This is a genomic window from Pseudomonas sp. BMS12, from assembly GCF_001592875.1.
Classification (GTDB): Bacteria; Pseudomonadota; Gammaproteobacteria; order Pseudomonadales; family Pseudomonadaceae; genus Aquipseudomonas.
This window is the reverse complement of the sequence record NZ_LSOF01000016.1, coordinates 119,043-131,240: the sequence shown is the minus strand read 5'-3', so window position 1 is coordinate 131,240 and position 12,198 is coordinate 119,043. Positions and strand designations below refer to the sequence as shown.

The 12,198-nt window shown below is 64.8% G+C and carries 14 protein-coding genes; 7 read left to right on the top strand and 7 right to left on the bottom strand.

Features of this window, described 5'->3' with window-relative positions:
• Positions 1-201: 201 nt before the first annotated feature.
• A complete protein-coding gene (locus AYB31_RS16325; protein ID WP_068829764.1) occupies positions 202-1,029 on the top strand; it encodes an ATPase in 828 nt (275 codons plus the stop codon).
• Positions 1,030-1,081: 52 nt separating this feature from the next.
• On the opposite strand, the gene AYB31_RS16320 is transcribed toward AYB31_RS16325, so the two are convergent.
• The 5 genes from AYB31_RS16320 to AYB31_RS16300 all read right to left on the bottom strand — a co-directional run bounded on the left by AYB31_RS16320 (position 1,082) and on the right by AYB31_RS16300 (position 3,915).
• Positions 1,082-1,669 (bottom strand): putative glycolipid-binding domain-containing protein, encoded by a 588-nt coding sequence (locus tag AYB31_RS16320; RefSeq protein WP_068829763.1) that lies wholly within the window; start codon positions 1,667-1,669, stop codon positions 1,082-1,084.
• Between the two features lie 122 nt (positions 1,670-1,791).
• Positions 1,792-2,130 carry a HopJ type III effector protein gene (locus AYB31_RS16315; protein WP_068829762.1) on the bottom strand — a complete coding sequence of 113 codons (339 nt, stop codon included), beginning with the start codon at positions 2,128-2,130 and terminating at the stop codon, positions 1,792-1,794.
• Complete coding sequence (locus tag AYB31_RS16310) at positions 2,130-2,420, bottom strand: DUF1244 domain-containing protein (RefSeq protein ID WP_068829802.1); 291 nt, start codon at positions 2,418-2,420, stop codon at positions 2,130-2,132. The genes AYB31_RS16315 and AYB31_RS16310 overlap by 1 nt, the downstream gene beginning before the upstream one ends.
• A 111-nt stretch (positions 2,421-2,531) precedes the next feature.
• Complete coding sequence (folM, locus tag AYB31_RS16305; protein WP_068829761.1) at positions 2,532-3,236, bottom strand: dihydromonapterin reductase; 705 nt, start codon at positions 3,234-3,236, stop codon at positions 2,532-2,534.
• A gap of 124 nt (positions 3,237-3,360) precedes the next feature.
• The gene (locus tag AYB31_RS16300) at positions 3,361-3,915 is read right to left on the bottom strand and encodes an antibiotic biosynthesis monooxygenase (RefSeq protein WP_068829760.1); all 555 of its coding nucleotides are present in this window, start codon (positions 3,913-3,915) and stop codon (positions 3,361-3,363) included.
• Between the two features lie 266 nt (positions 3,916-4,181).
• On the opposite strand from AYB31_RS16300, the gene AYB31_RS16295 reads away from it, so the two are divergent.
• Positions 4,182-5,117, top strand: coding sequence for a MerR family transcriptional regulator (locus tag AYB31_RS16295; protein WP_068829759.1), 936 nt, complete (start codon positions 4,182-4,184; stop codon positions 5,115-5,117).
• A gap of 84 nt (positions 5,118-5,201) precedes the next feature.
• Here the strand turns inward: AYB31_RS16295 and AYB31_RS16290 are convergent, their stop codons facing one another.
• The gene (locus tag AYB31_RS16290) at positions 5,202-6,725 is read right to left on the bottom strand and encodes a fumarate hydratase (RefSeq protein ID WP_068829758.1); all 1,524 of its coding nucleotides are present in this window, start codon (positions 6,723-6,725) and stop codon (positions 5,202-5,204) included.
• Between the two features lie 276 nt (positions 6,726-7,001).
• Between AYB31_RS16290 and AYB31_RS16285 the strand changes: the two genes are divergently transcribed.
• The 4 genes from AYB31_RS16285 to AYB31_RS16270 are packed head-to-tail and all read left to right on the top strand — an operon-like array spanning position 7,002 to position 10,088.
• Positions 7,002-8,129, top strand: a complete 1,128-nt coding sequence (locus AYB31_RS16285) for a GGDEF domain-containing protein (protein WP_068829757.1) — start codon at positions 7,002-7,004, stop codon at positions 8,127-8,129.
• Entirely contained in the window at positions 8,101-9,075 is a 975-nt protein-coding gene (locus AYB31_RS16280) for an iron-sulfur-binding ferredoxin reductase (RefSeq protein ID WP_068829756.1), read from the top strand. The genes AYB31_RS16285 and AYB31_RS16280 overlap by 29 nt, the downstream gene beginning before the upstream one ends.
• Before the next feature lie 36 nt (positions 9,076-9,111).
• Entirely contained in the window at positions 9,112-9,885 is a 774-nt protein-coding gene (locus AYB31_RS16275) for an enoyl-CoA hydratase (RefSeq protein WP_068829755.1), read from the top strand.
• Complete coding sequence (locus AYB31_RS16270) at positions 9,885-10,088, top strand: hypothetical protein (protein WP_068829754.1); 204 nt, start codon at positions 9,885-9,887, stop codon at positions 10,086-10,088. The genes AYB31_RS16275 and AYB31_RS16270 overlap by 1 nt, the downstream gene beginning before the upstream one ends.
• 70 nt (positions 10,089-10,158) lie before the next feature.
• Here the strand turns inward: AYB31_RS16270 and pyk are convergent, their stop codons facing one another.
• Positions 10,159-11,610 (bottom strand): pyruvate kinase, encoded by a 1,452-nt coding sequence (gene pyk / locus AYB31_RS16265; protein ID WP_068829753.1) that lies wholly within the window; start codon positions 11,608-11,610, stop codon positions 10,159-10,161.
• Positions 11,611-11,779: 169 nt separating this feature from the next.
• Between pyk and AYB31_RS16260 the strand changes: the two genes are divergently transcribed.
• On the top strand, positions 11,780-12,154 hold the full coding sequence (locus tag AYB31_RS16260) for a tetratricopeptide repeat protein (RefSeq protein WP_068829752.1): 375 nt from the start codon (positions 11,780-11,782) through the stop codon (positions 12,152-12,154).
• Positions 12,155-12,198 lie beyond the last annotated feature (44 nt).

Here is a 12,198-nt window from a genome sequence, read left to right as displayed (position 1 = left end):
ATGTGCGGTTCTTCACAGGTTGCAGGTGTCGCGGCGGCGCCGGGTTGGTGCGCGCTGCACCGGGTTAAGGCGCATTAATACCTGGGATGGTCTTGACCTTCGCCCGTGGGTAGCGGGCGAAGGTGAGGCACTGAAGACTGGGCGGTGAAGCGGTTATACTGCCGGCCCCGATTGTTCTTGCGGTTCTAGCCGAAGGTTTTTATGCGTAACGACGCTCACGACGAACTGGAGCATATGCCCAGCCTGACCACCGATCCGCGCGACCGCGATGACTATTCGGATGGCTATCAGGCTGCCCCGCAGACGGCACCCAAGCCGGCGCGAAGCTATGCGCAGGTGGAGCGTCGACGTGGTTTCGGTACCGGGCCGCTGTGGGCGCTGGTGGGCGCCTTGATGATCGCCCTGGGTGGTTTGAGCTGGTGGAGCTATCAGCAGATCGCGCTGATGGAGGCGCAACTGGTCGCTACCCAGGAGAGCTTCGCGCGGATCAGCGAGGAGGCGGCCGGGCGCATCCAGGATATCTCCGGCAAGGTGGTCGCCACCGAGTCCAATGTCACCAGCGACAGCGAAGCGCTCAAGCTGCGGGTCAAGCAACTGGAAACCAAGCTGGCGGAGCTGACCAAGCAGCAGCAGGGCGTTGCCGGTCAGCAGGGCGAGCAGGACAAGCGCCTCGAGCAGTTCGCCGCCGAGCTGAAGAGCCAGAAGAGTGCCAGCGGTGAGCTCGACGGCCGCCTGGACAAGCTGGCCAGCGAGCAGAAAAGTGGCCTGGCCGGTGTGGCCAAGCTGCAGGACCAGCTCAAGGGACTGGATAAGGACATCGCGGCCCTGAAGAAGCAGGGCGACCCCAGCCAGGCCATCGGCCGTCTGGAGCAGGATCTGCTGGTGCTGCGCAGCGAGTTCGACAATCGTCCGCAACCGAGCAACAACACGGCCGAGTTCGATGCCTTCCGTGCTCAGGTAACGCGCAACATCAATGCCCTGACCGCCCAGGTGCAGAACCTGCAGCAACAGCTCAACGCGCGCCCCTGAGTTTTGTTGAACCTGTGAAAGGCCCCGCTTAGGCGGGGCTTTTGCGTTTCTGTCAGGCGCATTCAGCCTGGCGCAGGATGTGCTGACGCACGCGGATGAACTGGCCGATGGCTTGTACCAGCAGGCCACTGTCGTCGAGGGTCAGCTCGCAGGGGGCGTGCCCTTCCGCTTCGCACAGATAAACCGCATGGCTGGCCTGGCGCTGCTGGCAGAGGTAGCGTTGCTGGCGTGCCTCGACGCCCAGGCTGAGCAAGTCGACATGGGCGACGCAGACGCGCTCGCTGTCGCCAGCGGCCAGGGCGCTGCGCTGCAGCAAGGGAGTATGGGTGAAGGGTGAGGCGGAGAGCATGACCTGCTGGCATTCGCCGAGGTCTTCACGCAATTGGCCGTCGAGATACCAGCGGCCGCGGATATCGCGACGCAGATCGAGGCTGCGCTGGCCCTGATTGTCGGCTTTCAGCCAGAGGCTGCGAAAACGCCAACGTTCGTCGTAGCGGAGCACATAGGTCGCGGCGATGCTGTTGCCGCGGATACTCTGGATCAGGTGGCTGCTGGCGTGGACGCCGTCATGGGCGATGGCCAGGCTGAGATGTTCGACCCCGGGGTTGGTCCAGGGCTTCCAGGCCAGGTTCTGCTGCATCCTTGCACTCCACGGATAGAACCGCGCCAGCATCCTGCTGGCGCTCGGTGGGGCAAGCTTACGCGGGGAATCGACAGCTGTCTGTCAGCCAAAACCGACAGTTGGGCAGCTTCTTGCGCAGTTCAGGCCTTGCGCTGGAGTGCGGGCTGTTCGAACTGCACGCCACCCAGGCCACTGTTCTGCAGGGCGCGGATATTGGCGTGGTCGTTGCCGTCCGGGGTGGCCAGGACCGAGCGGTAGTGTTCGCCGAAGGCGCGCAGGGTTTCTTCCAGGCTGAAACCTTCGAGCAGGGCCAGGCCGAGGGTCTTGCACGAGCCTTCGTTCTGGCCGGCGGCGTTGCTCACGTCGCCGTTGCGAAAGGCGCTGGGCTGGTAGTCGTAATGCTCGGCAACGAAGGCCAGGGTTTCGGCGAACTGGAACTGTTCGTTGTGCAGGCGGGCGCGGAAGTCTTGCAGGGTCATCAGGGTTTTCCTTTGGCGAAGGCGGCTTGCTGCTCGGCGCTGGCTTCCTTCTGGTGTTTGGCTTTCCACTCGGCATAGGGCATGCCGTAGATCTCTTCGCGGGCCTGGTCCTGGCTGACGTCCAGGTCGAGGTCATCGGCGGCGGCTTTGTACCACTTGGACAGGCAGTTGCGGCAGAAGCCGGCTAGGTTCATCAGGTCGATGTTTTGCACGTCGGGGCGCGAGCGCAGGTGCTGGACCAGGCTGCGGAAGGCGGCGGCTTCCAGTTCGAGGCGTTCTTGATCGGTCATGACAGGCATTCGACAGTTCGTGGGTTGGGCTGACCTTCTCGGCAGAGCTGGGTCAGCTGTTTTGCCCGCATGCTCTGCGAGCGGCTTCATTGTAGGCCTGAGCCGCAACATCTACTTCAGTGTGTGGCGTTTCAGATGGCGGCCGCCATTGATGACGATGTTGTTGCCGCTGTGGTACGTGCTGTGCAGCAGGTAGAGCACGGCGTCGACCAGCGGCGCGTTGCCCGGCTCGATCTCCAGGAGCGCCTTGCGGATGGTCTTGTCCCGGTATTCGGCGTCGCTGCCTTCCTTGAGCATCAGCAGGCCCGGCGAGATGGCATTGACGCGAATGTTCGGGGCCAGTTTCTCGGCGAAGGACAGGGCCAGATTGAGCAGGGCGGCCTTGCTGGCGGCGTAGGCGATATGGTTCTTGGTGCCCTGGGTGGCGGTGTCGTCGCAGACATGGATGATGTCCGCTCGCTCAACGCCCTGCAGCAATGGAGTCAGGGCTTCGTTCAGCTGGTAGGGTGCCTCGACATGCACTTGCAGCATCTGGCCCAGGTTGTCGAGCGAGTCGTCCAGCCATAGCGAGGCGTTGTGGATGATGCCTCGTAGGGCCGGATAGCGGTTCTTGATGTCGTCGATCAAGGCGGCACGGCTGTCGCGCTGGCTAAGGTCGGCCTGGAGCATGTCCACATTGGCCAGGCTGGCCAGTTCGCCTGGGGTGTCTCGGTAGATGGCGACTACGGGCTGGCCTTGTGCGAGCAGCGCCTGGCAGATGGCCAGGCCGCCGCGCTTGTTGGCGCCTGTCACTAGGATGGGGGCGTGCGTCGTCATGGTCGTGCTGAGCTTGCGGCAGGAGGATATGAACGGCTGCGTCAGGCGCAGGGGTGGTGCAGAGTATTCCCGACCGGGGCACGCATTGCTACCCCGGGGGCGTCATGACGAGGTTGCGGGCGGCTCAGTGCACTTCAAGCGGCAGTTTCTGTTCTTGCGGCTTTGCCTGTAGCCAGGGCTCCAGCAGCCGTGTGGAGAGCGGGATGAACCAGTAGGTCATCAGTGGCGTCAGGGCCAGGGTGCCGAGCAGTATGCGCAACACCAGCGGCAATTCGGCCAGCCATCCGCCGAACAGCAGGTTGAAGGCCAAAGAGACCGGGAAGAACGCTAGCCAGATTGCCACGCTCTGCTTCCAGCGAGGTGGTTGGCGCAGGGCGTTGCCGAACCAGGCATCCAGACCCTGGGCGCGCTGTTCGTGGGGCTGGGCGAACAGGCCGGCGCCGCGTTGCAGCCAGGACCTGCGCGAGGCCGAGTGCTCCCAGGTGGCGAGGGTGGTGGCGTCGGTGAAGCGGAAGACGATCTGGAACTCATCGTCGTCCGGTGGCGGCGCCAGTACGCCGGAGCCCAGGTAGCCGGGGAAGTCGGCGGCCAGTTGCTGGCCTTCGTGCAGCCAGAGACGAAATTCCTGCAGGCACTCGCGCGGAACGCGGCGTGCCACCAGCATGGTGACGGGGGACATTGTGTATCTCCAATGTGACTGGCGCGGCCCGGATAGGGCGTGGCGCATGATGCGTCGCCGGGGTGATGGCGGCGCATGACAGGACAGGCAAGGATTATTCCTGTTTTGCCGGATTAAGCCAGAGCCCTTATGCACCGGTGACTGCAGCTCGTCGCGTGGCCTGCGTCTGCACCAGAGTTGTGCGTGCTGGAGTCGCGATGGGCGGTTCAGGTCGGACTCGGGCCGGGGTACACTCGGATCATCTTCCCTTGCCGATCCTTCAGGCCATGACCGAACCCGCCCGCGCCGCCGCCGAGTCCTTCTCGCAGGAGGAACTGTTCCCCATTCGCGAAGTGTCGCGAGCCACCGGGGTCAATCCGGTCACCCTGCGTGCCTGGGAGCGGCGTTATGGGCTGATCCAGCCCACCCGTACCGACAGTGGTCACCGGCTCTATTCGGCCGCCGATATCGAGGCGGTGCGCAACATCCTGGCCTGGATAGAGCGGGGCGTTGCGGTGAGCAAGGTGGGCAAGATCCTCGCCCGTAGCCAGGCGGTACGTCCACCGGTAGCGGTAGACGACGCGGCCGAAGCCAGCGAGTGGGGCGAGTATCAGGACGCTATTCGTGACGCGCTGGCGGCGTTCGACGCACATGCTCTGGCGCGACTCTACCAGCAGATGTGTGCCCGCCATTCCCCGGGGACGGTGCTGCAGGACGTGTGCATGCCGTTGTGGCAGGAGCTTTTGCTGCGCCGCGACGAGCCTGGGCAGACCGGCGAGTGGCTGTTCCTCGATGCCTTCCTGCGCGCTCGCGCCCTGCAGCACCTGCAGCCGAGTGGCAGGCCGGCGCGAGTGGTTCTGGCGGCCCTGCCAGGCCACTGTCGCGAACTGGAACTGCTGGTGGCCGGGGTGTTGCTGGCTGACGAAGATACCGATGTGCAGGTATTCGGCCCTGGCTTGCCGCTGCCGGAACTGGCGCTGGTCTGCGCCAGGGTGGCCCCGCAGGCCATGGTGCTGTTCTCCAATCGCCCGCCAGGCGAAGACTTGCTGCCGCAACTGCAACGCTTTGCCTTGTCGCTGGACTACCCTCTGGCTCTGGCTGGAGATGCCTCGGACCTGGCCGAAGACGAGCTGACCGGCTCGCCCATTGCCTGCCTGGGCAGCACCGGGCGCCTGATGCAGAGCCGCCTGCAGCAGTTCCTCAGCGGCCATCTGGACACCTGACTGCAACGTCTGTCCGCAGAAAGCAGGAGGGGATAAAGCAAAAGCCCGGCAGTGAGCCGGGCTTTTGTATGGCGCCAGAAGCGTTTACTTCACTTCCACGGCCAGGCTTTCGGCGATCTTCTTGTTCCAGATCGCCGGGCCGGTGATATGCACCGACTCACCGTTGGTGTCGACCGCGACGGTCACTGGCATGTCCTTCACCTCGAACTCATAGATGGCTTCCATACCCAGTTCGGCAAAGGCCAGCACCTTGGACTTCTTGATCGCCTGGGCTACCAGGTAGGCGGCGCCGCCGACGGCCATCAGGTACACGGCCTTGTTGTCCTTGATTGCCTCGATGGCGATCGGGCCGCGTTCGGACTTGCCGATCATGCCCAGCAGACCAGTGCTTTCCAGAATCTGACGGGTGAACTTGTCCATGCGCGTGGCAGTGGTCGGACCAGCCGGGCCAACCACTTCGTCACCGACCGGATCGACCGGGCCGACGTAGTAGATGAAGCGGCCTTTCAGGTCGACCGGCAGCTCTTCGCCCTTGTTCAGCATGTCGACCATGCGCTTATGCGCGGCGTCGCGGCCGGTGAGCATCTTGCCGTTGAGCAGCACGGTCTCGCCCGGTTTCCAGCTCTGCACTTCTTCCGGGGTCAGGGTGTCGAGGTTGACGCGACGGGCACTCGGGCCGGCTTCCCAGACAATTTCCGGGTAGGCGTCCAGGTCCGGCGCTTCCAGCTCTGCCGGGCCGGAGCCGTCGAGCACGAAGTGGGCGTGACGGGTGGCGGCGCAGTTGGGGATCATGCACACCGGCAGCGAGGCGGCGTGGGTCGGGTAGTCCATGATCTTGACGTCGAGCACGGTGGTCAGGCCGCCCAGGCCCTGGGCGCCGATGCCCAGCTGGTTGACCTTCTCGAACAGCTCCAGACGCAGCTCTTCGATACGGTTCTGCGGGCCGCGGGCCTGCAGTTCGTGGATATCGATGTGCTCCATCAGCACTTCCTTGGCCATCACCGCGGCCTTCTCGGCGGTGCCGCCGATGCCGATGCCGAGCATACCCGGCGGGCACCAGCCGGCGCCCATGGTCGGTACGGTCTTCAGCACCCAGTCGACGATGGAGTCGGACGGGTTGAGCATGGCCATCTTCGACTTGTTCTCGGAGCCGCCGCCCTTGGCTGCGACGTCCACTTCCACCTTGTCGCCGGGGACGATGGAGTAGTGGATCACCGCCGGGGTGTTGTCCTTGGTGTTCTTGCGGGCACCGGCCGGGTCGGCCAGGATCGAGGCGCGCAGGACGTTCTCCGGCAGGTTGTAGGCGCGCCGCACGCCTTCATTGATCATGTCGTCGACGCTCATGGTGGCGCCGTCCCAGCGCACATCCATGCCAACCTTGATGAATACGGTGACGATCCCGGTGTCCTGGCAGATCGGGCGGTGGCCGGTGGCGCACATGCGCGAGTTGATCAGGATCTGCGCCATGGAGTCGCGCGCGGCTGGCGACTCTTCCTTCAGGTAGGCCTCATGCATGGCCTGGATGAAGTCGACGGGGTGGTAGTAGGAGATGAACTGCAGGGCGTCGGCGACGCTCTGAATCAGGTCGTCCTGTTTGATCACGGTCATGGGGGCGCTCCTCTATCAGGGAACATCTATAAGGAAACGCCGGACCACGACCCGGCGCAACTGCGAAAAAATCATCAGGAACGATTTTTGATGTCGTCCCGCGATGGCCAGCAGGGTAGCCGTCGAGGATGACAGGCCACAAAAAAGGCGGCGCAGTATAACGCGCCGACACCGCAGCGGCACAGCCGCAGGCACTGGCCAATGGTCGCGTACGCGCTATCAATTTTGTGATCACGGGGGTAGAGTTGGGCAAGGTGCCAGTACGGGACGGAGCCCATGAGTACGAGCAGTTCAGGGGTCACGAAAAGAAGCCTGCAAAGCCTGTTGCTGAAGCGTTTCGGCATGGCAGTGGCGACTTATGCCCTGGTGGTTCTGCTGATCTGGATTGCCAACTGGGCGGGTCTGTATCAGGGCGGTAGTGTCTTTGCCCTGGTCTGTACCGGGCTGGTGGTGACAAGCCAGCTGGCCTTCTTCGCCCTGCTGCGCAGCGGCATCAACCTGCGCTTTCGCGACCCCAGCCTGACCGAACCGCAGATTCTTGTTGGCCTGGCGTTGCATACCGTGCTGCTGGCGCAACTCGACAGTGCGCGCGGCAGCTTGTTGCTCTTCTATGTGATCATCCTGATGTTCGGCGTGTTCCAGTTGCGCCCTCGCGTGTTCGTGCGTTGCGCGGCGATCGCCTTTTTCGCCTTTGCCGGACTCAATCTCTGGGAAGGTTACCACTTGCGCCTGGGTAACCCGGGCCAGGCCCTGCTGCAGTGCTGTGCGCTATTCGTTGCGCTGATCTGGCTGAGCCTGTTCGCCAGTTACGTGCAGGCTCTGCGTCAGCGCATGCGCCAGCGCCGTTATGCCTTGCAGGCGCACCAGGACACCCTGCGCGGCATGATGCGCCAGCTCGAAGACCTGGTGGCCACCGATGAGCTGACCGGTCTGTTCAATCGACGTCACTTCCTGCGCCTGGCCCTGCGCGAGCTGGATAACCTCGGCCACGGGCGTCAGCACGGTCTGGCGCTGATCGACCTGGACCACTTCAAGCGGATCAACGATGTGCACGGCCATGCCGCCGGTGACCGCGTCCTGCAGACCTTCGCCGCCGTGGCCAGAGCCTGCCTGCGCGACGGCGATGTGCTGGCTCGCTACGGTGGTGAGGAGTTCGTCCTGCTGCTGCCCAACACCGATGCCGACCAGTTCACCAGCTGTTGCGAGCGCCTGCGCGAGGCTTTCGCCTGCGCCGAGCCGATCGGTGTGCAGGTGCACAGCCTCAGCCTGTCTGCCGGCATGACCCTGTTGGTCGAAGGCGATGATCTCGACGAGGCGCTGCAGCGCGCCGACCAGGCCTTGTACCGGGCCAAGCGCGGCGGGCGGAACCGTTGCGATGCGGCTTGGGAGGGTGCCGGTGCCTGATCCGGCCACCTTCGAGCTGCACGCGGCTGGCCAGGCCTGGTCGGTGCCCTCCGGTAGCAATCTGCTCGACGCCCTCAACGGTGTGGGTTTACGGGTGCCCTACAGCTGTCGTTCCGGTAGCTGTCATGCCTGTCTGGTGCGCTGCGTGCGCGGCGAGGTGCTGGACGCGCAGCCCGACGCCTTGAGTGCGCAGCGGCGCGAGCAGGGTTGGCGCCTGGCCTGTCAGTGCCGGGTGGTCGATGACCTCGAGGTACAGCTATTCGAGCCGACCCGAGACGGCCTGCCGGCGCAGGTCCAGTCGCTCGACTGGCTGAGCCCGTACGTGCTGCGCCTGCGCCTGCAGGCAGAGCGACCGCTGCGCTATGCGGCGGGCCAACACCTGGTGCTGTGGAATGACCAGGGCATCGCGCGGCCCTATTCCCTGGCCAGCCTGCCGGGCGAGGAACCCTGGCTGGAGTTCCATCTCGACTGCCGCCGGCCGGGAGCCTTCAGCGATCACGCGCGTCAGTTGCAACCCGGCGACAGCCTGCGCCTGGGTGAGCTGCGTGGCGGGGCCCTGCACTACGACCCGGACTGGCAGGAGCGCCCGCTTTGGCTGCTGGCCGCCGGCACCGGCCTGGCGCCGCTGTGGGGCGTGCTGCGCGAGGCATTGCGCCAGCATCACCAGGGACCGATTCGCCTTATTCACCTGGCCCATGACACCAGCGAGCACTACCTGGCCGAACCCTTGCGGGCATTGGCTGCGCAGCACGCCAACCTGCAAATAGACCTGCTGGCCGCGACCGAGCCGGCGGCGGCTTTGGCGGATCTACGGCTTGTTTCGCGCCAGACCATCGCCTTACTCTGCGGCTCTCCCGCCAGCGTGGAAGCCTTCGCCCGCCGTCTCTATCTGCTCGGTGTGCCGCGTAACCAGATGCTGGCCGATATTTTTCTGCCCCGCGCCTGACCCTCTGGCTGTGCGAGGCCCGCCCAAGGAGTTGCCATGAGCGAACATGTACTGGTCGAGCGCGACGCTGGTCTGCTGACCCTGCGCCTGAACCGTCCGGACAAGATGAATGCGTTGACCCGCGCCATGTACAGCCAGATGGCCGAGGTGCTGGATGCGGCCGACCAGGACCCCGGCGAGCGTGCGGTGCTGATTACTGGCGGTGCCGAGTGTTTTACCAGTGGTAACGACGTGGCCGATTTCCTCCAGGCACCGCCCACCGGCATGGACAGCCCGGTGTTCCAGTTCATGCGTGCGCTGTTCGATTTCAGCAAACCGGTGGTGGCCGCGGTGGCCGGCCCGGCGGTGGGTATCGGCACCACGTTGCTGCTGCACTGTGATCTGGTCTACGTCAGTCGCGATGCCAAGCTGCGCACCCCCTTCGTCAATCTCGGTCTGTGCCCGGAGTTCGGCTCCAGCCTGCTTCTGCCGCGCCTGCTCGGTCAGGCCCGCGCTTCTGAAGTGCTGTTGCTTGGTGAGAGTTTCACCGGTGCCCAGGCGGCCGAGTGGGGCATCGCCAGTGCCGCTCTGGAAGACGGGCCGAGTGCCCTGGCCAAGGCTCGAGAAATGGCCCTGCGTTTCCTCGATCTGGCGCCGTCGGCGCTGGCCGTCAGCAAGCGCCTGATGCGTGCACCCGGGCGTGAGGAGCTGCGCAAGGTGATCGAAGAGGAGGGCGAGCTGTTTGGTCAGCGCCTGCGCTCGCCAGAAGCCATCGAGGCGTTGTCTGCGTTCATGCAGCGGCGCAAGCCGGATTTCTCCCGGTTCGTCTGATGGACGGCGCACAACTGCTCTGGGGCCTGCTGTTCGGCAGTATCGGCCTGGGTTATGTGATTTACGGTCGCCGGCAGAGCAAGCCGGTGCCGTTTGTCTGCGGTTTGGCGCTGATGGGCTTCCCCTATCTGGTCGACAGCAACCTGGCGCTGGTGCTTGTCGGCAGCACCCTCTCTGCAATTCCCTACTTCGTGCGTCTGTGAGTGGCAGCGCTTGAGGCACTGGACATGAAAAAGGCCGCTCGATGAGCGGCCTTTTCGTTACAGCGCGTGCTTACACCATCGGGTCGCCGACATGCAGGATCTTCATGGTGTTGGTGCCGCCGGTGCCGTGATAGCTGTCGCCCTTGGTCAGGATCACCCAGTCGCCGGGCTCGACCACGCCGAGCTTGAGCAGTTCATCGACTGCAGCCTGGCTGACCTTGTTGGCCGGCAGCGCGGCCGGGTCGAACGGCACGGTGTAGACGCCGCGGAACAGCGCTACGCGTGCCTGCGCCTCACGGTGCGGGGTGAAGGCGTAGATCGGGATCGACGAGCGGATGCGCGACATGATCAGCGGGCTGTAGCCACTCTCGGTCAGGCTGATGATGGCCTTGACGCCCGGAAAGTGGTTGGCGGTGTACATGGTGGCCAGAGCCACGCTCTCGTCGCAGCGCTCGAAGGTGCGACCGATGCGGTGGCTGGATTTCTGGCTGGTCGGATGTTTCTCGGCGCCAAGGCACACGCGGGCCATGGCCTCGACGGCTTCCACCGGGTATTCGCCGGCGGCGCTTTCGGCCGAGAGCATCACCGCATCAGTGTAGTCCAGCGCGGCGTTGGCCACGTCGGAGACTTCCGCGCGGGTCGGCATCGGGCTGTGGATCATCGACTCCATCATCTGGGTCGCGGTGATCACCGCTTTGTTGTAGCGGCGGGCGTGGGCGATGATCTTTTTCTGGATACCGACCAGCTCGGCATCGCCGACCTCCACGCCGAGGTCGCCGCGGGCGACCATCACGGCGTCGCTGGCGCGGATCAGACCGTCCAGCGCCGCGTCGTCGGCCACGGCCTCGGCGCGTTCGATCTTGGCCACCAGCCAGGCCTTGCCGCCGGACTCGTCGCGCAGGCGGCGGGCCAGCTCCATGTCGGCGGCGTCACGCGGGAAGGACACCGCCAGATAGTCGACCTCCATCTCCGCGGCCAGCTTGATGTCGGCCTTGTCCTTCTCGGTCAGCGCCGGTGCGGTGAGGCCACCGCCGCGACGGTTGATGCCCTTGTTGTCCGACAGCGGGCCGCCGATGAGCACCCGGCAGTGCAGTTCGTCGGCGCCCTTGAGTTCGACGCGCATGACCACGCGGCCGTCGTCGAGCAGCAGCTCGTCGCCCACGTCGCAGTCCTGGATCAGCGCCGGGTAGTCGATGCCGACCACTTCCTCGGTGCCCTCGGTGCGTGAGTGGCTGGAGGACAGGCGGAACAGGTCGCCTTCGTCGAGCTCAATGCGCTTGTTGGCGAACTTGGCGATGCGGATCTTCGGACCCTGCAGGTCACCGAGCAGGGCGACGTGGCGGCCGTGCTTGGCGGCCAGCTCGCGGACCAGCTGGGCACGAGCCTTGTGGTCCTCGGCGGTGCCGTGAGAGAAGTTCAGGCGGGCGACGTCGATGCCGGCGACGATCAGCTGCTCCAGGACTTCTGGCGAGCTGCTGGCTGGGCCGAGGGTGGCGACGATTTTGGTGCGACGCAGGGTCATGCGGTAACTCCATTCTCAATGCGTGCGGCGAGGCTACTACGGCCTTGCACTGTAGTCATTGTTCACCTGCACTACTCACCGTTAATTGCGCCTGCGAGCAGTTGCCGCGCTGTCGCCGCTGCAGAAAAATGCCGACCAGCCGATACACTGCGCAGCGGAGGAGTCGACCATGCGTACCCTGATCCTGTTTCTTGTCCTGGCCAGCCTGGCTGGCTGCAATCGAATGTCCCTCGACCGCCATATGGACGAGGCCTATCGGCACTACACCGAGGGCGACTGTGACCAGGCCCTGCTCGATCTGTCACGGGCGGAGCGGACCAGTCGCTCGCGTAGCTATGTGCAACCGGAGATTTCCCTGCTGCGCGGCCAGTGTCTGGAGCGGCAGAACCTGTTCGTCGATGCGGCGCAGACCTATGAGTTCATCCTGCGCAGCTACCCGGCCAGCGAATACGCCTACCGTGCCCGTGCCCGGCTGGAGACTCTGCGCCAGCTCGGGCATTATTCGGCCAGCGAACCGGCCAAGGCGTCCCCCGCATCGCTCTGATGTGGCCGTCAGTCGGCGCACCATCAGGGAGTGGCTTGCGCGGT